Source organism: Hymenobacter montanus, assembly GCF_014699115.1.
GTDB classification, from domain to species: Bacteria; Bacteroidota; Bacteroidia; order Cytophagales; family Hymenobacteraceae; genus Hymenobacter; species Hymenobacter montanus.
Genome location: NZ_JACXAD010000016.1, coordinates 26,454 through 52,905, shown reverse-complemented (window position 1 = coordinate 52,905; position 26,452 = coordinate 26,454). Strand labels below are relative to the sequence as shown.

23 protein-coding genes are annotated in these 26,452 nt (G+C 57.5%); 13 read left to right on the top strand and 10 right to left on the bottom strand.

Features of this window, described 5'->3' with window-relative positions; translation table 11 throughout:
- The first annotated feature begins 45 nt into the window (after positions 1 to 45).
- From IC235_RS14465 to IC235_RS14450, 4 genes are all read left to right on the top strand, one after another.
- The gene (locus IC235_RS14465) at positions 46 to 528 is read left to right on the top strand and encodes a GAF domain-containing protein (RefSeq protein WP_191005904.1); all 483 of its coding nucleotides are present in this window, start codon (positions 46 to 48) and stop codon (positions 526 to 528) included.
- Positions 529 to 708: 180 nt separating this feature from the next.
- Positions 709 to 1,392: a hypothetical protein gene (locus IC235_RS14460; RefSeq protein ID WP_191005903.1), complete on the top strand. Its 684-nt coding sequence runs from the start codon at positions 709 to 711 to the stop codon at positions 1,390 to 1,392.
- A gap of 359 nt (positions 1,393 to 1,751) precedes the next feature.
- Positions 1,752 to 2,090: a hypothetical protein gene (locus IC235_RS14455; RefSeq protein WP_191005902.1), complete on the top strand. Its 339-nt coding sequence runs from the start codon at positions 1,752 to 1,754 to the stop codon at positions 2,088 to 2,090.
- Positions 2,091 to 2,272: 182 nt separating this feature from the next.
- Positions 2,273 to 3,448, top strand: coding sequence for a glutathionylspermidine synthase family protein (locus IC235_RS14450; protein ID WP_191005901.1), 1,176 nt, complete (start codon positions 2,273 to 2,275; stop codon positions 3,446 to 3,448).
- A gap of 188 nt (positions 3,449 to 3,636) precedes the next feature.
- On the opposite strand, the gene IC235_RS14445 is transcribed toward IC235_RS14450, so the two are convergent.
- From IC235_RS14445 to IC235_RS14430, 4 genes are all read right to left on the bottom strand, one after another.
- Positions 3,637 to 4,299, bottom strand: coding sequence for a phosphatidylserine decarboxylase family protein (locus IC235_RS14445; RefSeq protein ID WP_191005900.1), 663 nt, complete (start codon positions 4,297 to 4,299; stop codon positions 3,637 to 3,639).
- A gap of 248 nt (positions 4,300 to 4,547) precedes the next feature.
- A complete protein-coding gene (locus tag IC235_RS14440) occupies positions 4,548 to 5,834 on the bottom strand; it encodes a Glu/Leu/Phe/Val family dehydrogenase (RefSeq protein WP_191005899.1) in 1,287 nt (428 codons plus the stop codon).
- A gap of 330 nt (positions 5,835 to 6,164) precedes the next feature.
- Complete coding sequence (locus IC235_RS14435; protein WP_191005898.1) at positions 6,165 to 7,076, bottom strand: phosphatidate cytidylyltransferase; 912 nt, start codon at positions 7,074 to 7,076, stop codon at positions 6,165 to 6,167.
- A gap of 91 nt (positions 7,077 to 7,167) precedes the next feature.
- Positions 7,168 to 8,148 carry a CPBP family intramembrane glutamic endopeptidase gene (locus tag IC235_RS14430; protein WP_191005897.1) on the bottom strand — a complete coding sequence of 327 codons (981 nt, stop codon included), beginning with the start codon at positions 8,146 to 8,148 and terminating at the stop codon, positions 7,168 to 7,170.
- A gap of 199 nt (positions 8,149 to 8,347) precedes the next feature.
- Here IC235_RS14430 and dusB point away from each other — a divergent pair, with 199 nt between their 5' ends.
- Together dusB and IC235_RS14420 are read left to right on the top strand one after the other, a co-directional pair.
- Positions 8,348 to 9,337, top strand: a complete 990-nt coding sequence (gene dusB / locus IC235_RS14425; RefSeq protein ID WP_191005896.1) for a tRNA dihydrouridine synthase DusB — start codon at positions 8,348 to 8,350, stop codon at positions 9,335 to 9,337.
- Positions 9,338 to 9,437: 100 nt separating this feature from the next.
- Positions 9,438 to 10,643, top strand: coding sequence for an ATP-binding protein (locus IC235_RS14420; RefSeq protein ID WP_191005895.1), 1,206 nt, complete (start codon positions 9,438 to 9,440; stop codon positions 10,641 to 10,643).
- Between the two features lie 338 nt (positions 10,644 to 10,981).
- Here IC235_RS14420 and IC235_RS14415 read toward each other — a convergent pair whose 3' ends face one another.
- From IC235_RS14415 to IC235_RS14405, 3 genes are all read right to left on the bottom strand, one after another.
- Entirely contained in the window at positions 10,982 to 12,055 is a 1,074-nt protein-coding gene (locus IC235_RS14415; protein ID WP_191005894.1) for a lipocalin family protein, read from the bottom strand.
- Positions 12,056 to 12,182: 127 nt separating this feature from the next.
- A complete protein-coding gene (locus tag IC235_RS14410) occupies positions 12,183 to 12,884 on the bottom strand; it encodes a carboxypeptidase-like regulatory domain-containing protein (protein WP_191005893.1) in 702 nt (233 codons plus the stop codon).
- A 78-nt stretch (positions 12,885 to 12,962) separates the two neighbouring features.
- Entirely contained in the window at positions 12,963 to 13,751 is a 789-nt protein-coding gene (locus IC235_RS14405) for a carboxypeptidase-like regulatory domain-containing protein (protein ID WP_191005892.1), read from the bottom strand.
- Positions 13,752 to 13,867: 116 nt separating this feature from the next.
- Here IC235_RS14405 and IC235_RS14400 point away from each other — a divergent pair, with 116 nt between their 5' ends.
- Both IC235_RS14400 and IC235_RS14395 read left to right on the top strand, forming a co-directional pair.
- Entirely contained in the window at positions 13,868 to 15,643 is a 1,776-nt protein-coding gene (locus tag IC235_RS14400) for an amino acid permease (protein WP_191005891.1), read from the top strand.
- 210 nt (positions 15,644 to 15,853) lie between these two features.
- Positions 15,854 to 16,939: a sensor histidine kinase gene (locus IC235_RS14395; protein WP_191005890.1), complete on the top strand. Its 1,086-nt coding sequence runs from the start codon at positions 15,854 to 15,856 to the stop codon at positions 16,937 to 16,939.
- Here the strand turns inward: IC235_RS14395 and IC235_RS14390 are convergent.
- Both IC235_RS14390 and IC235_RS14385 read right to left on the bottom strand, forming a co-directional pair.
- Positions 16,936 to 17,346 carry a response regulator gene (locus tag IC235_RS14390; RefSeq protein WP_191005889.1) on the bottom strand — a complete coding sequence of 137 codons (411 nt, stop codon included), beginning with the start codon at positions 17,344 to 17,346 and terminating at the stop codon, positions 16,936 to 16,938. The genes IC235_RS14395 and IC235_RS14390 overlap by 4 nt on opposite strands.
- 6 nt (positions 17,347 to 17,352) lie before the next feature.
- Entirely contained in the window at positions 17,353 to 18,780 is a 1,428-nt protein-coding gene (locus IC235_RS14385) for a PAS domain-containing sensor histidine kinase (RefSeq protein WP_191005888.1), read from the bottom strand.
- A 603-nt stretch (positions 18,781 to 19,383) separates the two neighbouring features.
- Between IC235_RS14385 and IC235_RS14380 the strand changes: the two genes are divergently transcribed.
- Positions 19,384 to 19,938: a transposase gene (locus IC235_RS14380; protein ID WP_191005887.1), complete on the top strand. Its 555-nt coding sequence runs from the start codon at positions 19,384 to 19,386 to the stop codon at positions 19,936 to 19,938.
- A gap of 48 nt (positions 19,939 to 19,986) precedes the next feature.
- On the opposite strand, the gene IC235_RS14375 is transcribed toward IC235_RS14380, so the two are convergent.
- Positions 19,987 to 21,030, bottom strand: a complete 1,044-nt coding sequence (locus tag IC235_RS14375) for a DMT family transporter (protein WP_191005886.1) — start codon at positions 21,028 to 21,030, stop codon at positions 19,987 to 19,989.
- A 144-nt stretch (positions 21,031 to 21,174) separates the two neighbouring features.
- Here IC235_RS14375 and hemA point away from each other — a divergent pair, with 144 nt between their 5' ends.
- The 4 genes from hemA to IC235_RS14355 all read left to right on the top strand — a co-directional run bounded on the left by hemA (position 21,175) and on the right by IC235_RS14355 (position 26,374).
- Positions 21,175 to 22,449, top strand: coding sequence for a glutamyl-tRNA reductase (hemA, locus tag IC235_RS14370; RefSeq protein WP_191005885.1), 1,275 nt, complete (start codon positions 21,175 to 21,177; stop codon positions 22,447 to 22,449).
- 186 nt (positions 22,450 to 22,635) lie between these two features.
- Positions 22,636 to 23,811: an acyltransferase family protein gene (locus IC235_RS14365; protein ID WP_191005884.1), complete on the top strand. Its 1,176-nt coding sequence runs from the start codon at positions 22,636 to 22,638 to the stop codon at positions 23,809 to 23,811.
- 877 nt (positions 23,812 to 24,688) lie between these two features.
- The gene (locus tag IC235_RS14360; RefSeq protein WP_191005883.1) at positions 24,689 to 25,561 is read left to right on the top strand and encodes a helix-turn-helix domain-containing protein; all 873 of its coding nucleotides are present in this window, start codon (positions 24,689 to 24,691) and stop codon (positions 25,559 to 25,561) included.
- Between the two features lie 75 nt (positions 25,562 to 25,636).
- The gene (locus tag IC235_RS14355; RefSeq protein WP_191005882.1) at positions 25,637 to 26,374 is read left to right on the top strand and encodes an SDR family oxidoreductase; all 738 of its coding nucleotides are present in this window, start codon (positions 25,637 to 25,639) and stop codon (positions 26,372 to 26,374) included.
- Positions 26,375 to 26,452 lie beyond the last annotated feature (78 nt).

The following is a 26,452-nucleotide window of genomic DNA, read 5'->3' as shown; positions in this document are numbered from 1 at the left end:
ACTTCGTGAGAGCTGCGCCATTACTCCATTTGAACACTTTTCGCCATGGCTGAAACCCTCGCCCTCGACTCCACCCTCACCAAGGCCGAGCAATACCGGCAGCTCCTGCCCCAAATTGAAGCGCTCACCACCGGCGAGCCCGACCTGGTCGCCAACCTCGCCAACACTGCGGCGGCCCTGCGCCAGGCGTTCGGCTTCTTCTGGGTAGGCTTTTACCTGGTGAAGGGCAATGAGCTGGTGCTCGGGCCTTTCCAGGGGCCCATTGCCTGCACCCGCATCCGCCACGGCAAAGGCGTGTGCGGCAGCAGCTGGGCCCGGGCCGAAACTATCGTCGTGCCCGACGTGGAGGCTTTCCCCGGCCACATTGCGTGCAGCTCGGATTCCAGATCTGAAATTGTGGTACCCATTTTTAAGGAAGGCCAGGTAGTAGCCGTACTGGATGTTGACAGCAACCAGTTGAACGACTTCGACCACGACGACCAAGCCGCACTCGAACGAATCATGCAACTGGCGGCCCGCTGGTTTTAGGGTCAGTTGAAATATTCATTAGACGGTCGGCCCGGCTAAAGCCGCCCCAGAACTGGTTCTTTTATAGCTTGGGGACCGGGCCTCGGTAGCATGGGTGGGCACTGCGCCACCCCAACCGCGTCCGCCACGACCAGTCGCCCGAATGCGTCTGTCCCTTGTTCCTAAGTTTTGTTCTTTGCCATGAAAAAGCACTTCCATCCCCTCCGCAACTGGCGCCGTAACGTGCTCCTGGTTGCCGCCGCCAGCAGCTTTGGCCTCCTGCTGCCGGCCTGCTCCAACGGCAATGCCGACCGCGACGAGGACAACGGCGCCGAAGGTAGTTGGGGTGGCGAAACCTACAGCCAGGGCGTCATCACCGAGCTGACTGAGGTAAAGCCCGGGGAATGGAAAATCACCGCTGAGCGCCCCGCCGGCAAGGAAGAAGTGGCCGCCGTGCTCCACCACTTCGATGGCAAAACCGATACCTTGCAAGGGCAGGCCCTGCAGCGCCAAATGCAAGACTACAGCCGCCAGTACCCCGAGAACCGCGCCCAGGGCACGGGCCTGATGGATGTACTGATGTGGAGCGGCATCGGCTACATGGCCGGCCGCTTCATCACCCCCAACCCCGGCTACTACGCCACCCCCGGCCTGTTGCAGCGCAACCAAGGCTGGCGCGCCAACGTGGCCCGCGAACGCCAGGACCAGGGCCGCAGCTTTTTTGGGCGCGGCTTTGCCGGGCGGCGCAGCTCCCCCAACGCGGGCATTCAGGAGAGCCGCTCGACCCTGCTCAGCTCGCCCCGGCCTAGCTTCCGCAACAGTGCGCCGACAGGCCGCAGCAGCAGATTTGGCAGCCGCGGCGGCTTCCGGGGGTTCGGCGGATGAGGTCCGTACCAACGAGCCCTTACCGTTTGGTAAAGCCCTGGGCAGTTCCTCCGCCTATTCCAGGCTCTACTAGGGCTAGGTGCTTATTACGAATTGATAAATTATTAGATAAAGATCAGCCCTCTTGTGGCGTCGGCACACGTTTTTTCTGCATGGCTCAGGAGTGTTTTTATTCTATCATGACTAAAATATTGTTTAAGTTTTATGTCAACGCATCTCTCGACACAACAACCGAAACCAATATCCTATAGTTAATTCCATGATATAATTTGACAGCATCAGCCAAGTTTCTTTGGCAGTAATTTGAGTTAATACCTAGTACAAAACTCATCAAATAAACAGGCACATAAGAGGGTATAATGAAGGCATTAATAACCGTACTTGGGCTTTTAAACGGAAGTTATATGCTTCTTGATGGCGTATTTGTAATGGTCAAAGGCAAGTTTATTGGCCCTGAAAAACCAGGCCCATGGGCGAATATTTTCTATAAGCTTAACATAAATGTTTTCAAACTTGGCCCTTTATTTATTGTCTTTGGACTTTTATGGCTAACTTGGCTCTACTCACTTTGGTCAAATCAAAACTGGAACTATGCATTTGGACTCACATTGAGCATCCTCACCTTATGGTATTTACCAGTCGGAACATTATTTTCATTAATAATCATGGGATTGCTCTTTTTTGCTAAATTAGGCTAAATAAGAAAGATGAGCTACCCCCTTGGCCTGGCGTCTGTGACGCACCGCCGGCGGGCCCTTAGAGTAGGATCGCGTTACAAACACAAAACCAGCTGGCAACCCGTCGCAGACGCCCGCTAGCGGCATCCTTAGCCAGCGCGCTTCTCAGCCTATCTAAACGACTCTCCCGACACCCCCCTTCAATGAAAATCAACCTACTTCCCCTCACCGGCGATGTTTCCCCGGCCGTGCGCACTTTAGGCTGGGACTGGGCCATTGAAGATGCCTGCCGGAACTACGTCGCCCGCGAAGCCGTGCAGCTCGCCGAAAGCGACGCCGAGGCACTACTGCAGGCCGCTGATACGCTCTACGACATGCTGGTGGCCGCCATTCCGGACCCCATCCCCGATGACTTTCTGCAACGGCTCGCCATCCCGTCCAACCTGTGGTCGGCCGTTCGGCATTCCTGGAACGACGAACGCCACTGGCACCTCTACGGCCGCTTCGACCTGGCCATGACACCCGAGGGCCCCAAGCTGCTGGAATTTAACGCTGATACGGCCACCAGCCTGCCCGAAACCGCCGTAGTGCAGTGGGCCAGCCTAGTCGCGGCGGGGCAGTCGGGCGAAGGCCGCCAGGCCAATGGCTTATTCGAATGCCTCGAAGACCAGTTTCGCCATTGGCGCGCCCTTAACAACGACCGGCAAGCCACCCTGCTGCTCGTGTACCTGCCCGGCAGTGCCGAAGACGAAGCCAACTGCGCCGTGCTGGCCGAAGCCGCCCGCACCGCAGGCTTCGCCGATACGTTTATTTGTCCCATCGACGACATGAAAGTGGGGATAGCGGGCGAAGACCGCGGCGTGTGGGCCGAAACGGTGCCGGGGCAGTGGCAGAAGTTCGACTTTCTTTTCAAGCTCGTACCCTGGGAAATCCTGGCCGAGGAAGAGCCCGAGCTCACCGCCGACTTTAGCCAGCTCCTACTCACCCGCGACGTAGTTATTGCCAACCCGGCCTATAGCCTGCTATTCCAGAGCAAAGGATTACTAGCGCACCTGTGGGACACTTTTCCGCACCACCCGCTGCTACTCGAAGCCAAGCTTAGCCCCCTACCCAACCACCACGTGCGCAAGCCTGTATTGGGCCGCGAAGGCCAGAACGTAACCGAAATCCAGCCCGACGGCCGCCCGGGCCCCGAGGTTCCCGGCGACTTCGCCCACCAGCCCCAGCTCTACCAACGCTGGGCCGAGCTACCTACCGATGGCCAAGGCCGCCGCTACCAGGCTGGCGTCTTCTGGGCCGGCGAAGCTTGCGCCATCGGCTTCCGACGCGAGCCGGGCCTAATCACCAATTTATCCGAGTTCGTACCCCACATCCTGTAACCACGGATTCGCTCGGATTTTTCGGATTACACGGATTTTGTGAACGGCGCATGCATATTCCAACAAAGTTCTCAATTAAGCAGAAAGGCTACTCAGTTGAGTAGCCTTTCTGCTTAATTGGGCTTTACACGCCCCGTCTACAAAATCCGTGTAATCCGAAAAATCCGAGCGAATCCGTGGTCCGTGGATCAGAGTTTCAGCTGGCAGATGACGGTTTCGCCGCCCTTTACTTTTTGGCCGAGTTCCACCTTCACTTCGGCGTCGATGGGTACGAATACATCGACCCGTGAGCCGAACTTGATGAAGCCGAACTCTTCGCCCTGGCTTACTTCGTCGCCTTCGTTCACGTACCATACGATGCGGCGGGCCATGGCTCCGGCAATTTGCCGGAAGAGCACCAGCGGGCCGGCGTCGCTCTCCACGACCACGGTGGTGCGCTCGTTCTGGGTGCTGCTTTTGGGGTGCCAGGCCACCAGATAGTTGCCGGGGTGGTATTTGAAGTACTTCACCAGGCCCGAAATCGGGTTGCGGGTTACGTGTACATTGATGGGCGACATGAAGATGCTGATTTGTTTGCGCTCATCTTCGAAATACTCGGGCTCAAACACGTTTTCAATCACCACCACCTTGCCGTCGGCCGGGGCCAGCAACAGGTCTTCGTGGGTGAACAGGTGGCGAAACGGGCTGCGGAAGAACTGCAGGATCAACAAAAAGATGATGACCGTGGCCCCGGCAAACAGCCGGTTGACCAGGTCAGCGCCCTTGTTGAAATTAAATACCAGTAAGTTAAGGGCCAGTAAAACCAGCAGCGTAACGAACAGGATGCGTCTTCCTTCTTTGTGAACTTTCATAATCACGAATTGAAACGAATCTGACGAATTAAGCGAGTCCGTTTCGACTGATAGATGAGCTTGGGTGAGTCTGGCTCAACGGCGGCTGCCGCATAACGAAGCCATTGAGTGGAACAAAGGTCAACAATGAACAGCAAAAAGGCACGGACTGCGCAGCCCGTGCCTCTCAAATGGATTGACAGATACACGGTGGCTAAGCTCCATTCGTGTAATTCATCAATTTTGTTTTGGTTCTTGCCCTTTACGGCCTAGAAGCCACCGCGGAAGCGGTAGGTCTGGGCCACTTTATCGATGGACACGACGTAGGCCGCGATGCGCATCGGGATTTTATATTTCTGGCTGGTCTTGTACACCTTCTCGAAGGCGTCGGACATGATGCGGTCGGCCCGCTCAGTCACCATCTCCTCGGTCCATTTGAAGCCTTGGCGGTTCTGCACCCATTCGAAGTACGACACCGTCACGCCGCCCGAGTTGGCCAGAATGTCGGGCACCACCATAATGCCTTTTTCGTTAATGATGGGGTCGGCCGAAGCCGAAGTGGGGCCGTTGGCTCCTTCCACGATCAGCTTAGCCTTGATGTTGCCGGCGTTGTGCTCGGTGATTACATCCTCCACGGCGGCGGGCACCAGCACATCCACGTCAGAGGTTAGCAGGTCGTCGGGGTTCATGAAGTCAGCGCCGCTAAAGCCTTCGAGGCGCCCGTTGTGGGCGTTCTTGTACGCAATGGCGTCGTCGATGTTGATGCCGTTGTTGTTCCAGTAGGCACCGGAAATATCGCTAACGCCTTTGATTTTAAGCCCTTTGTCGAAGAGCAGCTTCGCGGCCCAGGAGCCCACGTTGCCAAAGCCCTGCACGGCGGCCGAAACGGCCGTTGGCTCCAGGCCCAGCTTGGCCAGCGCGGCCAGGGTCGAAACCATCACGCCGCGGCCGGTGGCCTCGGTGCGGCCCAGCGAGCCACCCATTACCAGGGGCTTGCCCGTTACCACGGCGGGTGAGGTAGCGCCCGAGGTCTTCGAGAATTCGTCCATCAGCCAAGCCATCTCGCGCGGGCCGGTACCCATGTCGGGGGCCGGGATGTCACGGTCGGGGCCAAATACATCTTTCAGGGCCAGCGTGTAGGCACGAGTGAGGCGCTCCAGCTCGCCGGCGCTCATGGTGGTAGGGTCGCAGATAATGCCACCCTTGGCGCCCCCGTAAGGAATGTCCACGACGGCGCACTTCCAGGTCATCCAGGCCGCCAGGGCCTTCACCTCGTCGAGGTGCACGTGCTTGTCGTAGCGGATGCCACCCTTCGAGGGGCCCAGAATGGTGTTGTGAATTACGCGGTAGCCCTCGAACACCCGAAGCTTGCCATTGTCCATCGTCACGGGCAGGTTCACGATAACCTGCTTATCGGGCGCTTTGAGAACGTTGTACGTTTCGTCGTCGAGGCCGAGGATTTCAGCGGCGATGTTGAAACGCGACATCATGGATTCGAGCGGATTTTCGCGGTCGAGTAGCGGAGCTGGCTCTTTGTACACGGTGTGGGCTGCCATTCAGATAAAGGGTTAGTGAATAAGTGTTGGGTGGGAGTGCGCCGATGGTTTAGGGGCGCAAAGGTATTGCTTTTGGGAAGATGGTAAGCCGATTGGGCGCAAACGTTTTCGGCGGCTCGGGCCAAGAGCCGGGCCCATATATCCCCTAAGCGCAAAGATTATTCGATCCAGCCTGCCCGATACGCGAAGCCGGGGTGGTCGGGTGCGTCTTTTCGCTGCCCAACCCAGAGTGCTGGCGACCCTTTAACGCAGCCGCAGCGAGGCTGCCCCAATTCATCGCGCGGCCCGAACGACTCGAGCTGCCGGGCGCTAAATGACCGGTGCGGGGTGCTACGCCAGCAATTGCAGCAGCGCCAGCACCGGCAACACCAGCAGAAAAGCATCGAACCGATCCAGTAGCCCGCCGTGGCCGGGCAGGCTGGTGCCCGAATCTTTCACCCCTACGCTGCGCTTGAGCATGGACTCGGCCAAGTCGCCGAGGGGAGCAAATACGGCCACCACGCTAGCCGCGACGAGGCGGTGCGCGAGTGGTACATCGGGGAGCATAAATTTCAGGCCCCAGCCCACCACCAGCGTCATCAGAAAGCCGCCGGCCCAGCCTTCCCAGGTTTTACCGGGCGAGATGCTGGGCACCATCTTGTGCCGGCCGAAGGTCTTGCCGGCCGCGTAAGCCCCAATGTCGGATGCCCAGATGAGGAAGAGCAGACCAAAGATGCGGCGGTAGTCGTAGCTGCCGCCACCATAGGCAACAACCAGCAACAGGGTCATGGGCAGGCTGACGTACATGATGCCAAAAAAGGCGGTAGCCGCGTTGCTAAAGGGCTGAGGGTGCGCCGGCCATTTTATCATCTCCCGCACTAATAGCAGGATGGGCAGTAAAATGGCCAGTCCTCGCCACAGCAACCCGATATTGGTGACGGCGCTAATGGCGTTAAAAAAACTGTCCAAGGACGGAATACCGCCTAGTCCATCTTCCAGTAAACCGAATGTTCCGCCGAAAAGTAGCAGGCTTGCTCCTATGCCAATCCATGTGGCGGGCGCGTACCCGCCCGCCCGCATCATCCGGTAAAACTCCCACAGCATCACGGCTTGCACGGAGGCGAAGAACAACCCGAACGTCCACGGGCTGAACCAGACGCTGCCCAGCAGCGCCGTGGCGCCGGCGGCGCCCCAAATAACGCGCAGGCGCAGGTTGCTGGGTCCGCGCTTGGCGGCGGTGGGTGGCGGTGTAGAGTCGGACAATGCGGGAGGGAGTATGAAGCTTACTTTACGTCGCGCAATTACCGATGTTTTTTATTATTCAGAACGCGTCGGTTCAACCACCAAACTGCCATCAAGCGTCGCGGCGGTGCACGGCCACGCCGTTGCTGCTGAGGGTGAGCATGGCGCTGGGGGCGGGCGGAGCTGTTAGGCGCTGATACAGAAAATACAGCAGGGCCACCGTGAGCACCGCCGAGGGCCCAACCAGCCACCACGGCAGGGTCTCGGTCGAATCCGGGTCGAAGCCCCGGCCGAACTGTCCTTGTTGGGCGAGGTACACCAGTAGCAGTTGAAAGGCGTTTTGGGTGAAGTGCGCAACCATCGACACGAGAATATTGCCGCTCCAGAGGTATAAATACCCCAGCACCAGGCCCAGCACAAACCGCGGTACGAACCCAAAAAACTGAAAGTGGATGGCACTGAAAATGGCCGCCCCCAACCACACGCCCAGGTGGGGTGAGAACCAGCGGACCAGGTTTTTCTGAATCACGCCCCGAAACACCAGCTCCTCGCCCACGGCTGGTACCACGGCAATGACCACCACTCCAATCAGGAAGCGAGCCGGGGAATTAAACTGGGTGAGGAATTTGGTCAGGCTCTGGGCCCGGTCTTCGCTGGCCCGCGCCCACACCTCGAAGTCGTGCAGGGCGTGGGGGAAGTGCACCCCGGCGTTCCAGGCAATGAGGCTGGACATGAAGGGCAGAATCACGATGATGAGCACGGCGGCGGCCAGCAACCACCAGCCCGCTCCCAGCCGGCGCGGGCTGAAATACTCCGCCCAGCTATGGCCCAGCACCGGCGCCAGCGCCAACGCCCCGCCCGCGCAGGCGCAGAAGAGCAGCACCCCCTGAAACAGCATCAACAAGCCCCAACCCTGCGGGTAGGCCGACGGGTAGGTAACCACCTTGCCTACTTCCAGCATGGAAAGCCCAAACCCAAGCTGGGCGGCGGCGAAAAAGCCGGCGTAGCCCACGCAGGCCGCCCCCACCATCAGCACCAGCAGCAGAAGGATTTGGAGGCCAGGGTGCAGGCTGCGGGGCAGGAAACCTTTCATGGAAGATGGCTAGTTGGGAAGAGCGTAAATTTACCGCAGATTTCACTTAATCCCGATAATCCTAGAGTAGCAGCACTAGCTGTAAGCAGCAACTGAATCCGGCAGAGAACGTCCTACTTCAGCTCCACTCAGCAGGACGTTCTATCAATCATCACATTCAGTCAAACCCAACATTCGGCCAACTAATTAAGATATCCCCGTGGTCAACATAGGTAACATTCAGCTTCCTGACTTCCCCATCCTGCTTGCTCCGATGGAGGACGTGAGCGACCCACCCTTCCGCGCGGTGTGCAAGGCCAACGGAGCGGATTTGATGTACACCGAGTTCATTTCCTCGGAAGGGCTGATTCGGGCCGCCGCCAAGAGCCGGAAGAAGCTGGATGTGTTTGATTACGAGCGCCCTATTGGCATCCAACTGTTTGGGTCCGACGTGGCCACCATGGGCGAGTGCGCGGCCATCAGCACCGAGGCCGGGCCCGACCTGATTGACATCAACTACGGCTGTCCGGTGAAGCAGGTGGCTTGCCGCGGGGCCGGGGCCGCGCTCTTACGCGACATTCCCAAGATGGTGGAAATGACGGCCGCCGTCATCAAAAACACCCACCTGCCCGTGACGGTAAAAACCCGCCTGGGCTGGGACGAGGGCAGCAAAAACGTGGAAGACGTGGCCGAGCGGCTGCAGGACATCGGCATCGCGGCCCTCACCGTGCACGGCCGCACCCGGGTGCAGCTCTACAAGGGGGAGGCCGACTGGCGCCTGATTGCCAAAATCAAGGACAACCCCCGCATTCGCATTCCCATCTTCGGCAACGGCGACATTACTTCGCCCGAAAAAGCCCTCGAATACAAGAATCGCTACGGCGTCGACGGCGTGATGGTGGGCCGGGCCAGCATCGGTTACCCCTGGATTTTCCGCGAAATCAAGCACTACGTGGCCACCGGCGAACTGCTGCTCCCGCCCACGCTGGACGAGCGGGTGGCCATGTGCCGCATGCACTTCGACAAGAGCATCGAGTGGAAAGGACCGCGGGTGGGCATCTTCGAAATGCGTCGCCACTACGCCCACTACTTCCGCGGGCTGGAAGGCGCCAAGGCCTGGCGCACCCGCCTGGTCGATGCCGAAACGCCGGACGTGGTGCTGGAGATTTTGCAGGAAATTGCCAGCAGCGAAGCCGTGCCGGTGAGCTAAGGCAATAAAATTTAGAAGAATAGGGCGACCTACTCGCTAACTCAGAACGTCATGCTGAACGCAGCATGACGTTCTCATTACTACCAGGACTTACCCGTTGATGCTCCCGATTTACGACCAAAAATCTCGCCTTAAAATTCTGATTGCGGTGCTGGCCCTGCTGATTGGGGCGGCTACCGTCATCTACACCAACTTGCTGGTGCAGCGCGTGTCGGAGCGGGAGCAGCAGCAGATCCGGCTGTACGCCAAGGCGCAGGAGTTCATCATCAACTCGGAGTCGGACTCGAACACGCTGTTTGTTTTCAACGAGATTATCGACGCGAACGCCACCATTCCGGTTATTCTGAGTGATGGCCAGAACATCATCAGCGCCAAAAACATCGGGCTGCCGGCCCACTTAGCCCCGGCCGACTCCGTGCAGCTGCTGGACAATGAGCTGCAGTTCATGAAGCAGCAGCACCCGCCCATTGTGGTGAAGTTTGGGGCCGGGCAGGTCAACTACATCTTCTACCGCGACTCGCAGCTGCTGCGGCAGCTGCGCACCTATCCGCTGGTGCAATTGGTGGTGATTGGCTGCCTGGGCATCATTGCCTACTTCGCGTTCAGCTCGTCGCGCCGGGCCGAACAAAACCGGGTGTGGGTGGGCCTGGCCAAAGAAACCGCCCACCAGCTGGGCACCCCGCTGAGCAGCCTGGTGGGCTGGCAGAACTACCTACGGGACTCCGAACGGTTCAAAGATGAGCCCATCGTGGAAGAGCTGGGCAAGGACATCCGGCGGCTAGAAATTATTACCGAGCGGTTCAGCAACATCGGCTCGGTGCCCATGCTCAAGGACGAGAACTTGTTCCACACTACCCGCAACGCCATTGAGTATTTGCAAAGCCGGGTGTCGAAGAAAATAGTATTCAAGATCGAAACCGACCTGCCGCTCGACACGCCCGCCCGCATCAACGTGCCGCTGTTCGACTGGGTGGTTGAAAACATCTGCAAAAACGCCGTCGACGCCATGAACGGCCGCGGCTCCATTACGCTGCACCTGCGGCGGGTGCGTACCCGCCGGTCCTGGTACCGGCGGGGCATCCCACCCCGCCAGGTGGCCGTCGACATCACCGACACCGGCAAGGGCATCCCCAAACACAAGCTCGAAAGCGTGTTCATGCCCGGCTTCACCACCAAAAAGCGCGGCTGGGGCCTGGGCCTGGCCCTGGCCCGGCGCATCATCGAGAACTACCACGGCGGCAAGCTCTTCGTGAAATGGAGCGAAGTGGGCCGGGGCACCACCTTTCGAATCGTGCTGAACCAGTAAGCACGGGCCACCCTGTATAGTTGAAAAGCCCCGTGGCATGCGCCCCGGGCCGCATTATCCTCAAACAACCTGCCACACCGGCACCTATCTTTTTGCTCGCTGATTCGGCAGTGGTTAGCCCTGGGGTGGTGGTGCGATGAATCGCCCGCCGGGCTTCGTCGTACCACTATCGTGCTTTGGGGGCCTGCAACGGCTTTCAGCAAGTAGTAGTACGACGGCTCCAAGCCGGCGCACCACCCCAGAGCAGGCCACCGCCGCTGATTCTACGGCCTCCCCTGGTCGTTGGTGGACGACAAACGGTAGCACGGCACAGCGGACACCGTAAAGGGGGTGGGCTACTACCGGTTGGTGATTTCCACGTAAGCCTGGCCCGTTACGGGCTGACCGTGGTGGGTACCTTTCACGCGGCACATGCCTTCCCAGTAATACATAGTGAAAGCGTGGAAGAAGCGCAGGGCCAGCTCCTGCTGGGGCACCAGGGGCTCCACCGTGAGGTCGTAGCCCTGGCTGGGCACTTGCACGCGCCAAGTGGCGGGGTACTTCTTTTTGGACTTAGGGCTGGTCCAGTACGTGAGGGGCGTAAGCTGAAAGTCGGGGCCGCTCAGGTGCTGGTTGGAGCCATCGGCGCGGCTGAAGGTGCCGTTGTTGAGGGTTTCGCCGGTGGCCGTATTGCGCAGGTTGTTCAGCATGAACTCCTCCTGAGGCTGGTCGAGCTGAATGCTGAGCCAGTCCCAGCCCACTTTGTCGCTCACGATAGTGGTGCAGTTCCACTGCCGGTCGTACCACAGCTGACCGGTTACCTGACGGGTTTTGCCAGCCACCGTGAGGGTGCCGGTGGTGGCCAGGCGCGGGTAGGAATAATAGCCGGCCACGATACCTTTGCCGTAGTTTTCGTAGCCCGTACCGCTGTGGAGCACCACGGGCCGCGTGGGCCGAGTGGGCCGAGTGGTAAGGTCGAGGGCGTAGCCAGCGTTGTTTTTGCCCGTGAGGGCCGCTTGCAGATGGTAAGCCCCCTCTTGCCCGTCGAACTTCCAGACTTCGCGGCCCCGCCGCTCGCGCAGGCGGAGCGGCAGCGAGTCGGTGAGCAGCCGCGGCAGCTTGCCGAGCTTGTAGTCGTAGCGAAACTGCTGGCCTTGGGGGTCGGTGAGGGCGACGTTCACCATTTGCCAGTCCTGCTGGCCGTCTTTCAGGTTGAAGTGAAAGAATACGTACTCCACGCCAAACTGCTCGCCGGTGGCCTGGTCGGTAAGGTGGCCGGTGAGGTACCACCATTCCAGCGAGTTTTTGGGGTGGGGAGCCTCCTCCCGGGGCAGTTCGGCCCGGGTGGCCGGCGGGTTGAAGCGGGTAGTGGGCTTAGGAGCTGTGCAGGCCGTAGCGAGCAGGCAAACCAGGGCAAAACGCAGAAATCTCATACCCTGCCATAAGGCATTTTGGGTCGAAAAGGTTTGAGGCAGCCGCCGGCTACTGGCCGAACCCATGCGCCTTGGCGGGCAGGCAAGCCCCTATTCCGGTACCCAGGCAAGGACTCCATTCCTGAAATTACTGCTGCGGTGGCTTTACGGGTGGTGCTGGCATCCGGATTTTGCCCATGATCTGGCCGCGGTTGGGCACCGACTCCAGGCGCACGACGAGCGGCCCCGGCTGGGGCGTGGCGCGGACATTTACGTTCACGGTCTGTTTCACAAACTGGAACGGATTGCCTTCGAACCGTAGCCCCACAGTACCGCCGGCAAGGGGTGCCCAATTCCGCGCCAATGCCAGCTCAAACCGGCCTTTTTCGTCGGTGGTCGTGCCAAATTCGGTGTCGTTAATGAAGATATTTACTCCCTGCACGGGGCTGCCGTCGGCACCATCGAGCACCTGCCCCCGAATGATGAGCTGCTGTGCCGGAGTGGCGGATGGGCCACTTGGGTCACTGGCCGCGGCAGCTGCCCGGGGTAGCTGTTGGGGTGGCTTGGTTGCGCAGGAAGTAACCGAAGGCCCGCCCACCAAGGCCAGCGCGGCCAGTACCCAGCGCCGCCAACGGCTGGTGGGCAACGGCGCCAACTGCGAGGGGTTGGCCAGGGCGCACACCGGCCGGCCACCTTGCCGGGCCAGATAAGCCAGGATTTCGGCGTCGCTCAGGTGGGTGAAGTCGATTACTTCCGTAGCACAGGCCGCGCAGTAGCGGCCGGCGGCGGTGGGTGTCATGGTGGCCCAGGGCTGGGCGCAGGGCTGCGGGATGGAAATGGAAGTGGCCATAAGGCTAAGGTACTTGTTAGAGTAGTTTGGGGAACCTCACGTGCCCCACAGCTAACGAATACCAACCATAACAAGGGTTTACTCACTCCTGCGAAATGGTTGGGTGAGCAAGCGTTTACTCCAGTTGTAAAAAGCCCGCGGATGCCACGGCCACGGCTTCCGCGGCGCGTAGCATATCATTCCCTGGAGCTGGACATCGTTTAACTCCATGCCGACCATATCTATATTTATGGTCTGCGCTCCGCCATCAATGGGCAGCACCCGCGTTTGGGTTACGTAACCAATGGCGACGAAGCGTACCTGCGCCACGCCGGCTGCTCCCGTGGCTGGAAGGTGCAGTTCAAAACTGCCGTCAGCACCCGTCGAAGTACCGGTGGTGGTCCCCTCCAGCAGGACCGATACGCCGGGCATTTCTTCGTGCGTAACCGCATCGAGCACCCGGCCCCGAATCAGCAAAGCTGAAGGCAGGGCGGCTTGGTCGGGGCGGCTTGGTTCGTTATTGCCAGTAGCAGGGCTGCCGGCCTGGCGCTGAGCTTCCACGACAACCTGCGCCTGGGCCTTTACGCCCATCGTTTCGCGCAGGCTCCACACCGCCGCGGCCGCCGCCAGCCAGACCCGCCAGCGCCTTGGAGCAGCCAGCTCGGCGCGCTGCAACGGCCGCTCCAGCTGCTCCGCCGCGAAGCGCCCGCAGATGCGGTTACGCGCGGCCCCGGCCAGGTAGGCCAGAATTTCGGCATCGGTTTTCAGGGTGAAATCCACCACGGTTTTCTCACAAGCGGCGCAGTGCCGGCCCGTGGCAGTAGGAGTCATGGCCGCCCAGCTTTCGTTGCAAGGCTGTGGAATGGTCAGGGAAACAACTGGGCGCATCGGCTTGAATGAGTGAGGCGGTGACTGATTAGCTGATGCCGATGCGGGACTAATTGCACACGCCCCCGGCATTATGCTTTATCTTTTGCCCCTCAAACCCGTCCTTTCCACCCTACATGCGCTCCGACAAGTCTCTATTTCGCCGCAAAACCATCGCGGCCATCCTCCAAAACCCACCCGCCGACGCCGAGGGCCATTCACCCGGGGGCCTCGCCCGCCACCTCACCGTGCGCGACCTGACGGCGCTGGGCATCGCGGCCATTATCGGGGCCGGCATTTTCAGCACCATCGGCAAGGCCAGCCTGGATGGCGGCCCGGCCGTGTCGCTGCTGTTCGTCTTCACGGCCGTAGCGTGCGCGTTTTCGGCGCTGTGCTACGCCCAGTTCGCGGCTACCATTCCGGTGAGTGGCTCGGCTTATACCTACGCCTACGCTTCGTTTGGCGAGCTGGCGGCCTGGATAATCGGCTGGGCCCTCATCATGGAATATGCCGTGGGCAACATCGTGGTGGCCATTTCCTGGTCCGACTACTTCACCGGCCTGCTCGACGGTGTGGGCCTGCACATCCCTACTTACCTAACCACCGGCACCCAAAGCGCCTACCAGAATTACCAGGCCGTAATGGCGCTCATGGAGGCTCACCAGCCCCTGGCCCAGGCGTCGGCGGCCCAACTGGAGGGCTATAAGATCTGGAACTCGGCTCCGGCTCTGTTCGGCAACTGGCGCCTGGTGGCCGACTTGCCGGCCTTCACCATCACGGTCCTCATCACGGCGCTGGTGTACGTGGGCATCAAGGAAAGCAAAACCGCATCGAACATCCTGGTGCTGCTGAAGTTGATTGTCGTGGCCGTGGTTATCGCCGTGGGCGCGTTCTACGTGCAGCCGGCTAACTGGCACCCGTTTGCCCCCAACGGCGTGGGCGGCGTGCTCAAAGGAGTGTCGGCGGTCTTCTTCGCTTACATCGGGTTCGATGCCATCTCGACCACGGCCGAGGAGTGTAGAAATCCGCAGCGCGACTTGCCCAAGGCTATGATGTACGCGCTCATCATCTGCACGGTCCTCTACGTTGTTATCACGCTCGTGCTCACCGGCATGGTGTCGTACAAAGAATTGGGTGTGGGCGACCCGCTCTCGTTTGTGTTTGCCCGGATTGGCCTGCCGCGGCTGTCGGGCCTGGTAGCGGTGAGCGCGGTCTTTGCCATGGCCTCGGTGCTGCTGGTGTTTCAGCTGGGACAGCCCCGTATCTGGCTGACCATGGCCCGCGACGGCCTGCTGCCTTCGGTATTTGCCTCGATTCATCCGCGCTTTCATACACCTTCGTTTGCCACCATCGTCACCGGCTTTTTCGTGGCCGTGCCCGCCCTCATCCTCAACATGGACCTGGTGGTCGACTTAACCAGCATCGGCACCCTGTTCGCCTTCGCGCTGGTGTGCGGCGGCATTCTCATCATCGACCCGTACGGCCGCTCCGAGGCCCGCTTCAAGGTGCCGTACCTCAACGGGCAGTGGGTGGTGCCGCTCACGCTGCTGGCGGGCGGGCTGCTGTTGTTCCGCTACAATGCGGCCGACAACCAGGCCTTCTGGCTGGACGTGAGCGGCCAGCATGGGTGGCTGCGCGAAGACGCTCTCACCGGTAAAGTAGTGGGCGGCTTTGCTCACCAGATTCCTACCCTGGTGTTTTTTCTGTTCTGCCTGGTGTTAGCGGTGCTTTCGTTTCGCAAGCGGCTCTCGACGCTGCCGGTGCTGGGCCTGCTTATCAACCTGTACCTGATGACCCAGTTGGGAATCAGCAACTGGACGCTGTTCTTCGTGTGGCTGCTCATTGGCCTGGCCGTGTACTTCGGATACGGGTACCAACACTCGAAGCTGAGCCGGGGGGTACCGGCCGCCTAACCGCGCTTTTCGGCTGCTGGCCACCGTAGCCGGGCCCGGCGGAAAAAGTTGAGGAAATAGCCGGCGAAGAATTATACTTTTCCCATTGAATACCTCAGTGGTAATTCGCTCATCGAAACTTAATACGCGTTGGGTTACCTTCGGGTGGTATTGTCTTACACCTTGGGAAAGACGCCCTACGGCCTTTCTCCCCCTACCTACTCCTGCGTTATGCTAGACCAGCTGGAAGTGTTTCACCATCTGCTGGCGGGAAGCCCGACTTTGTTTTTTGTTTATAGCTTCAGTGCCAAAGAGGTACTATACGTCAACGACGCGTACGAACGGCTGTTTCCGCCGGCCCGGCGAGCTACCGTCAACGCCGACTTACTCTGGCTGCTAAGCTGCCTGCCCACCGAGGACCAGGCTTACGCGTTGAGCTGCCTAACGCAGTTGGCCCAGGGGGAGATGCACGACGACCTGCTGCTGCGCCTACAGCCCCAGCCGGACCAGCCCCTGCGGTGGCTGTGCGTGCGGGCCCACCGCGCTGTGGCCAGCGACGGACAGGTGCTGCTGTGCGGTACCGTGCAGGACGTAACCGTGGAACAGGAATACACACGCAACGCCGATGACTTCATGGCCAAGAAGAACACCACGCTGGAAATTCTTTCCCACGACCTGGCCGGGCCGTTTAACATGCTGAACCAATTGGCGGGCTTCTTTCAGGAGCGCACCCAGGAATTGCACGACCCGCAATTAGAGAAAATGGTGAAGGTGATGCAAGACACCTGCCGCGACAGCGTGAACCTCATCCGCGAGTTTGTCGACAGCGAGTTCACGGCCTCGGCCAACGTACAGCTCAAGCGCGCCCGGGTCGACCTGGCCGCCAGCCTGCGCCAGGTGATGGACACCTACCAGAAGTCGGAAAATCTGGTAGCCAAGCGCTTTAGCTTTAGCAGCACCCCGGCGAAAGTGTACGTGGAGCTGGATCATAATAAGTTTTTGCAGGTGATGAACAACCTGCTCTCCAACGCCATCAAGTTTACCCACGAGGGCGGCCACATTGCCGTGACGCTGGAGCAGCAGCCGCAGCACGTGCTGGTGACCGTGGCCGACGACGGTATTGGCATTCCAGAGAAGCTGCAGCCCGTGCTGTTCGACCGGTTTACCAAGGCCCGCCGGCCCGGCTTGCGGGGCGAAAAAACCACCGGCTTGGGCATGTCCATTATTCAAACCTTGGTTCGGCTGCACAACGGCACCATTTGGTTTGAAAGCCAGGAAAACCGGGGAACCACCTTTTACATTAAGCTTCCTACCTAAGCAGTGGGGCCGGCGGGATCAGGGGCTTCCACCTGGGTTCGCACGGCCTGGATTTGGCGGCTGTCGAGCGGCTTATGAATCAGGCCGGCTACCAGGGGAAAGTCGACGATGCGCTCCGCATCCGAATGGGCCAGCGAAGAGGTGAGGATGTAAATGAAGCAGCGCCCGAGCAGTTGTTCTTCCTGCGGCTTCAGGGCTTCTAAAAAATCCCAGCCGTCCATGACGGGCATGTTCAGGTCCAGAAAGATAACCTGCGGCAGGTGGTCGGGCTCGGCTTGTTGCAGGAAACTCAAGGCCGCTTCGGCCGAAGAGTAGGAGGCAATATTTTTGGTAAATCCTTCGCGCTTCAGCAAACGCTCCGTGAGAAACACGCCAATAGAGTCGTCGTCGATGAGTAGTACGTCCATGCGGAGTTAGCGTAGCTGCATGATAAATTGAGTACCGCCGTTCACGGTACTGTGCACCTTTATCTGGCCTCCCATGGTTTCGACGTGGGTCTTCACCAGGTACAGGCCCATGCCCCGGCCGGGCTGGCTGCTGTGAAACCGCTTGTAAAGACGGAAAACATCCGGCCCCGCCTTTTCCAGATCGAACCCCGAGCCGTTGTCGGCAAACACTACCTCAACGCCGAGGCCGGGCTGGCGGACGGCCTTGATTTCGACTCGCAAGGGCCGCTCTTCGGAGCGGTACTTTACCGCGTTAGATAACAGGTTGAAAAAAATGCTGTACAGATAAGCCCGGTTGCCCAGTACGCACAGGTCGGCCGGGATGTGCTGCACCACTTCGCCCCCGCACTGCTCCATGAGCTCCTCCAAGTTCAGGTACGCCTGCCGTACCACATCGGCCAGGGCCACGTGCTCAGGCTCGTCGACGTCCTGCTTATCCCGAATCGACAGAATGGTGTTCATGTCGCGCAGCACGGTGTCGAGCTGCTGGGTGCTGGCCCGCAAGTTGTCGAGCGTCTGGTCGTAGTCCGGCGAGCTTTTATCCAAGGTGCCGAGCAAGTCGACCAAGCCCAGGGCATTGGCGAGCGGGGAGCGCAGGTTGTGCGAAACAATGTAGGTGAATTGCTGCAAGTCCTGGTTCTGCCGGTATAGCTCCTCCTGCGAGCGGACCTTTTCGGTAACGTCGGAGAAATAAACCGACAGGCCCTCCTTGGAAGGGAATGCCTTTACCTCCAGCCAGATGTCGCGGCTGCGGAACGGCGCCTGGAAATGCACGGCCTGCCCCAGTTGGAAAGCCTGCTGAAAATGGCGGTAGAATATCCCGCTCTCTTCGGCGGGAAAGACGTCCTGCATGGTTTGCCCGAGCAGGTTCTCGCGTTTCACGGCCAGCAGGCGCTCTACTTCGCCGTTCACGTACGTGTAGCGCCACTCCTGATCCAGCAAGAAAAACGCGTCGGTGATGCTCTCAAAAATGGTGTTCAGCTTGCGGGCCTGCTCCCGAATCAGCCGGTGCGAGACGAACAGGTCGGTCATGTCGCGGCATACCACGTGCACCCCCCTCACCACGCCCTCCACCACCAACGGTACCTTGGTAACGGAAAGCATCAGCGTCGTGCTGGTATCCACAAACTGCACTTCGACGTCGAACTGCACCTTGTGGACCGCGAATGCCTCGCGCAGCTTCTGCGCGAACAGCTGGTGCAGGTGCTTCGGCAGGAAGTCATTCAACGGACGGCCCATTACCTGCTCCTTGGTTCTACCCAAGGCCTGAAGGTAAGCGGGGTTCGCATCGAGAATAACCCCGGTCCCGTCCTGAAACAGTACCAAGTCGGGGTTATTCTCAAACAGGGCCCGAAACCGCTGTTCGCTCTCTTTTAACTGAAAGATGTAACTCATAAACCGCTTCGCGGGAACCCGTGGTCCTGCGCTCCTCAGGGTGTGGTACGTTTTCCTTCTCAGTACGGCAACGCCTGAATTTTGTCGCTTGAAAAATTCAAAAAGGGATTTGGATTGCTGAATTTGTTAAAGCCTGGCCCCGTCGATTACCACCGAAAATGAGGCAATCAACCCCGCTGACCGTATTAATGCGCGATTCGCAAGCGAGTGCTGCTTCGAGTCTTTTGGGTCGAGCGGCGGATTGTCGGTCCGCCGCTGCCGCCCCGCCAGTATCCTTAGACTTACCCCTTAACACACCTTAAATAAATGCCCGTACAAGGGACCAGTTACAGTGTGCTGATCATTGCGAGGCCCAGGTTGAGCAATCAGCTATTCTTCCCTTTACTCGGTTGAGCGCCAGGTGTGGCTGTCCCGCTACGATGCCGTTGAGTTCAGCTTACAGCATGGCAGCGCCATTGTATTTCAATAGGAGCCCAAGCTACCCGTTGGTGGTCAAAGCAGCAGGTAACGGAACTAAGCGAGCCTGACAGCTACGCTAGGCGCGTAGCTGTCAGGCTCGCTTAGTTGGCAACGGCAGCCAGCTCTTTGCATCTTTCCCGCACGATGGCCCCCGGCATTACCTCCTTCCTCACTTTCCGCTTGCACGGCACCATCCCGGCCGCCACGGGCCGCGTGCTAAAGGCCGAGCTGCGCCAGGCCCAGGAGGCCGGCGACGATCATCAACGCATCCAGAAACAGTTCTTCGCCAAGTTCGACGCCGTACTCGACCAGGCTCCCATCGGCCCGGCGTACTTCGACCACGAGCGGATAGCGGAGGTACTGGCTGGCGAAATCATGATGCTGGAGGAGACCGGCTTCGTCGTGCACGGCTTCGCCATTTTGCCCAACCACGCCCACCTGGTGCTGCACCTGCCCGCGAGCAGTCCGCTCGCTTTCGCCAAAGCCATTGACCTGCTGCACCTGCGCAGCGCCACCAACTGCCGTCGGCTGGTGCGCCCCAAGCTGCCGCCCGAAGCCCAGTTCTGGGAAGTAGGCTGGTTTGAGTACAGCGTGCAGGACGAAGCCGAGCTCACCCGCGTGCTGGCCTACGTGCGCGGCAACGCCCGGCAGGCCGGCTTGGCGGCCCGTTTTCAGGCTTGGCCGTACGTAAGTGAGTGAGCACGCAACAATAGCTCTCCGCCTTGCTAAGGCGAGGAGCTATTGTTCTTACCTGGCGCGATGAATAATCAGCACGCCTGCCAGGATAACCACCATGCCCGCGAAGTGCCACAGGTTGAAGGCTTCGCCATCGAGCGCGCCCCAGGCCAGGGCCACAATGGGAATGAGGTAGGTGCTCGACGAGGCAAATAGCGCCGTGGACTGCTGAATGAGCCGATTGAATAGCACCATGGCCACGGCTGTGCTCATGGTGGCCAGCAGGGCAATGTAACCGAACGCGGCCCAGGCCCCCGGCACCGCGGCCAGCTTGTGCACGAAGCCCGTGCCCAGCAGCAGGTAGGCCAGCGCCGGTCCCCCGATGAGCAGCAAGAGCACGGCCGTCACAGTCATGGGCGTCATACCGCCGAGCTTGTGCTTAATGACGTTCACGCTGAGGCCGTAGCCCAGCGTGGCAACCAGGATGTAGATGCCGTACCAGGCATTGCCTTCACCGGTCGGGGTATCGCTGCCCCCGCTGCCGCCGAGCAGCAGCATCACCACAGTGCCCACCAGGCCCAGCGTAATGCCCAGCACCCGCAAGCCGGTGAGGCGCTGCCCAAACAACAGGGCGCCCACCAGCAGCGTGAACACCACGGTGAGGGCATTGAGCACGCCGGCCAGCCCCGAGGCCAGCTTGGTTTCGGCATACGCAAACAGAAAGGCCGGAATCAAGGTGCCCACTACCCCGCTCAGGGCCAACCATTTGAAGCGGCTGCGTTCGACACGGCCCACGTGGCGCAGGGCAAATGGCAGCAAGAGCAGCGACGCCACGCTCACGCGCGTGGCCCCCAGCTCCAGGGCGGAGAATACCTCCAGCCCTTTTTTCATCAAAATGAAAGAGGTGCCCCAGATAGAAGCCAGGATAAACAACAGCACCCAGGCCAAGGGAGTCGTGCCGCCAGCCGGCAGTGGGGGGATGCTGGCCGGGGCTGGCGAGGGGAGAATGGGTGGTTGCGACGCGGCCCTTACACCGGCAACGGCCCCACCCGAGGCAACCGCAGCGGGCTTTGCAACGAGTGAAGAATTGGCGACGGAAGGGGTTGGCGAATGCATGCCGCAAAGGTACGATAGGCCCGCGGGGCAGCTTATTTAAATGTCCCTCACCCCGAACCCCAGCCCCGGTTGGGCTGTTTTCTCCTTGTATGCTTGTCGATTCCTGCTGTATTTTTGCAGTCTGGTTTCGTGCCAATCCTGTCTATGTCGCATCCGTTCAAGGCTGTTAGCCTCTCATTCAAGAAAGCTCCGCTCGCCATTCGTGAGCTGCTTGCTCTGGATGAGGCCGCTTGCCGTCGTTTCCTGCACACGCTGCACCACGACCTGGGTTTGTCTGACCTGTTGGTGCTGAGCACTTGTAATCGCACCGAAGTGTACTACGCGGCCGAAGACGACCGCAGCCGTGAGGTCATCCTCGCCCTTGGCGACCTGAAGGGCCGCCCCGACGTGGGCCAGTTCCTCCCCTACTTCGACCTGCTGCTGACCGCTGAAGCAGCTACCCAACACCTCTTCGAAGTGGCCATGGGCCTCGATGCTCAGGTGGTGGGCGACCTGCAAATCAGCAACCAAGTGAAAATGGCCTACCAGTGGGCCGCCGATGCCGACGCTGCCGGCCCTTTCCTGCACCGCCTGCTGCACACCGTCTTCTTCACCAACAAACGGGTACAGACCGAAACCAGCTTTCGCGATGGAGCCGCCTCCATTAGCTACGCCGCGCTGGAGCTGGTCGAGGAGCTGACGGCCGACGTGGCCAACCCGCGGGTGCTGGTGGTAGGCCTGGGCGAAATAGGCGCCGACGTGTGCCGCCACCTGGCTGCCAGCAAGGCCTTCCAGGATATTACCATCTGCAACCGCACCCGCGCCAAGGCCGAGGCCCTGGCCGAAGAATGCGGGATGCGCCTCGTTGATTTCGAGGACCTGGTGCCGGCTCTGAAAGAGGCCGATGTGGTTATCTCCTCCATCAACCGCGCCGAGCCGTTCTTCACCCGCGAGCTGATCGAGCATCTCGACGTGCTCAGCTTCAAGTTTTTGGTCGACCTGAGCGTACCCCGCAGCATCGCGGCCGACGTGGAGCAGGTACCCGGCGTGCTCGTTTACAACATCGACACCATTCAGAGTAAGGCCTCAGCCGCGCTGCAAAATCGCCTGGCCGCCGTGCCCCAGGTGCGCGCCATTATCGCCGAAAGCCTTGCCGGCCTGAACGACTGGGCTAAGGAGATGATGGTGTCGCCCCTCATCCAAAAGATGAAGGCCAGCCTGGAAACTCTCCGCCTGGAAGAGCTGGACCGCTACCAGAAAAAGGCCACCCCGGCCGAAAGCAAGCTGCTCGACGAAGCCACCCGCTCGCTGATGCAGAAGATTCTCAAGCAACACGTGCTGCACCTGAAATCGGCCTGCAAACGCGATGAGGCCGACAAGCTGGTGGCCCTGCTGGGCGAGCTCTTCGACTTGGAAAAGCAAGGCGAGCCCGCAGCGTGATACGGGCCGCTATTTCGCGCGCAGAGCGCAACGTTTAGTCTACGGGTGGGCACATTTGGTTGTTCACTGCACTACTTTGCGAGGAGAATTGCGTGAGCATGATGGCCCCATTACTCTGCACTGCCCACCATCGATTTCTTTAATGGATCTACTAGGCGGACTAAATTGCGCACCACTATATAGCGAATGAAAGAGTTAAATGGACTAACGGGGATACGCTTCCTGGCAGCATTTTACGTGTTTGTATTTCATATTCAGTCACGGTTTTCTCTGGCTTTCCTACCGGATTCATTGGAGACTATTATTAGCGTGGGGGCCCTGGGTGTCAATTTGTTTTTTGTGCTGTCGGGCTTTATTCTCACTTACGTACATTTAAAGGACTTTTCGGACACGACTGTACCGACGGCCAGCTATTACGGTAGGTTTATGCTGAAGCGGTTTGCTCGAATCTACCCAGCGTATCTAATTGGTTTGGTTGCCTGTTTAGCGGTGAGTGGCTATTTACACGACTATCCGAGTCCGTTTCTGCGAATTCTGGCCCTTGATGCGACTATGCTGGAGTCGTATTTCCTCTCCTTATCCATGGAGTGGTATGGTGGTGGGGCCTGGTCGGTGTCGACTGAGTTCTTCTTTTACTTGCTATTCCCTTTTCTGTTACCGCTCCTGCTGCGACTTCCCGGCAAGGCCTTGCTCCCCGTTCTGGCTGTCGCTGTCTTGGCCAGCAGCCTTCCGGGCTTGTACTCGGCCACCCATCCTGGCGTTGTTTCATTTAAGGCAACGTATGCTTTCCCCCCAAGCCGACTCCCCGAATTCGTGAGCGGTGTGCTGCTGGGGCTTTTAGTGTTTCGTCATCACTTCCGCCTGTCTGAAAACCTCGCTTTAGCATTGTTGATGGGCGCGGCCTTGTATCTGGCTAAATTTGGCGCACGCTTACCCAGCTACACTGCCCATATTATCACTGCCTTGGGCATCCAACTTAGCGGCAACGAGCCTGGATACCTGCGCTTACCAGGCTATACAGCCCACAATATCGTTGCCTTGCCGGCTATTATGGCGCTGATTTGCGTGACCGCCAACGTGGAACAATCGCGTTATTTTCGCTGGGTTGGCTCCGGTTTTATGCAATACTTAGGTCGTATCAGTTTCAGCTTTTACATCATGCAGCTGCCTATTTTAATCCTGCTGGAGGGCTTGCTGGCCAAGAACATCGTTCACCGCGAAAACACGATACTGGCACTACCTATTCTGGCACTCAACCTTTTGTCAGCAGCCGCCTTGTACGAATTGGTCGAGAAGCGGGCACACAAATTCTTGTTGCAAAAGTTCTTGAAGAAGTCTGTACCGGCACCCGTACCTGCTTAATCGCCAGGAGCGTTTCGAGAAATCGCCGGCTCTGAATGGAGTTGTCACCTGCAGAACTGTTCTGCCGTTTTTTAGCAACATTATTTTGCCTACTGATCGATGCTGAGGTTGATCTACCAGGTAAAAACATGTATAACTAATTGGGAAACGTACAAAAAACGAACGGCCATCATTGCCTAGACCATCTATCAGGACCAAGAGTTGGGCGTAAATAAAATCTCAGAGAAACTTAGAATTTCTAAAGTTACCCTTTACCTGCGTTAGCACAACGTCACCATCCATACTTACAAGAAGGCGGTAGTGGCTTAAATTTTCCTGTAATACGTTTTGTATTGACCCACCCAGGGGCGAGTGAAAGCGAGCAGATCGGGGCCACTACGGCTAAGCAGCCTCCAGTTGAGGTTGTCTGCCCAAAATAGGCAGACAGTTTCAACCGCATTAGGTGAAAGCCCTTAAAAAGCTGTAAAAACGGCAGTGCCGACTAGAGATGCGAAGCGACTAATGTTGGTTTTTTGCCGTTCGAAAGTGAGAACAGTATTGGATAGTTATAAAGTTGGTCTAATTGTTCCTGCTTCTTCCCTATAGAACCGGATATGGCTAACCAATTAACCGATTGATAATGAATCTTTTTAGCCAAAAAAACCAAAGGAAAAGAGAAAGCTACTTCTTGGACATTTGGCCAAAAGTACGTTACTTCCAGGGAGAAGCATCATTTTTATGTCTGCTGCTTATTATCCGTTTTTTACCAGCTCCTTCAAGAGAAAGCAAGATACTTGCAACTATAACAGAAACAATCTCAGCTACCCGGTGTAGTTATGGCTATCTGGATATTAGCTGTTATTGTAAAGTGATACCCTACTAAATTTGAGCAGACGACATGCAAGATACAAATGGGAAATTCGAAAACTTGCAGAAAGATAAGTTGAGTATAAAGATTATCTCGAATAATAATCCTTACCCTGCTGCCGATACTCAGCAAAAGCTTCTGCAAACTCGCAGGATCACTTCTTACTTTATAGTCCTAATTGACAGCGGCTCCACCACATACAATTTGGATTTACAAGATATCACTCTTGCTGACGGACACTTGCTTTTTGCAATGCCTAACCAAGTTTTCACACCTCCACATAAAACTACTAATCTCAAGTACTTTAAGGTGGTATTCGATGAGAATACATTGGCATTGCTACCCCAACAATTTCCTTTTTTAATTAATCCTTTAAACTCTCAAACCATCATTTTTGACGATACTACAAGGGAGAGAGTAAGAAAGGTTTTTGTAATTTTAAATCAGATATTTCACATAGACAAAGATTCTATAGACACAGAAATAACATTAGCTTACCTAAACCTGCTGTTAACAGAACTAAATAATGCTTATTTCAAAAATAAAGAATCAATCAATACTTTAAACAGCAACCTGTCAAAGTTTATTGAATTCAAATTAGTTGTGGAAACGCATCTTACTGAGCAACCCTCTGTGAATACAATAGCTGACAAGTTGGCTTTAACCACAAATAGCTTATATCGGATTGTAAAAGAGCACTCGGGAGTTTCGCCTAAGGATTTTTTTACTAACCGTTTACTGATTGAAGCAAAGCGAAAACTACTTTACTCTCCCCTTTCGGTCAAAGAATTAGCTTATGAATTGGGTTTTAATGATCCTGATTACTTTTCAAGATTTTTTAAAAAATGCACGGGGAAAAGCGTAAGTGAGTTTTTAGAAGCCCAGCAAGATTTGTCCAGATAATCAATTGATCTATCCATCTCCTCTGTTTTTCAGCCATCTACCTTTGCTTTATAATCTAAGCAAAAAGGCAGAAAAATGAAATCAGCATTAGTAACAGGAGCCAACAAAAGCATTGGCTTTGAAGTTGCCCGGCAACTTGCTCAGCAAGGAGTTTATGTTTACCTAGGCAGCCGCAATTTAGAGAACGGGATAGCAGCCGTGAATAAGCTAAAGGCAGAAGGACTAAGTAATGTAGAGTCTATTCAGCTTGACATTACTGATGATGACTCCGTAAAAGAGGCCCGTGCTGAAATAGGCAAAAAAACAGAAGCGTTGGACATACTCATCAATAATGCTGGCATTTACGGTGGCTACCCACAGTCAGCGCTTGACTCAACCATAGACCAGTTCAAAACAGCATACGATGCAAATGTATTCGGGGTCGTAAGAGTTACACAGGCCTTTATTGATTTATTGAAAAAATCTCCCGAACCACGTATTGTAAATGTAAGCTCAAGTCAAGGTTCGATTACGTTGCACAGCGACCCTTCATACAGATATTACGACTACAAAGGAGTGGTTTATCTTTCTTCAAAATCAGCGATGAATATGTATGCAGTTGTTTTGGCATACGAACTAAGGGATAGCAACTTCAAAGTAAATGCTGTTTGTCCAGGATATACAAAGACGGATTTCAATGGTCATCGTGGGCCCGGGAGTGTTGAAACTGCGGGCATGCGGATTATAAAGTATGCTCTGATTGACCAAAGCGGACCGACGGGGAAATTCTTTAGTGAAGAAAATAATCCTGAAACGGGAGAAGTGCCCTGGTAACAAAGATTGACGGATACGAAGTAATACAACGAACTGCTAACAAGGGCTTTGCATTAGTGGGCAGACAGTGCGGATAGA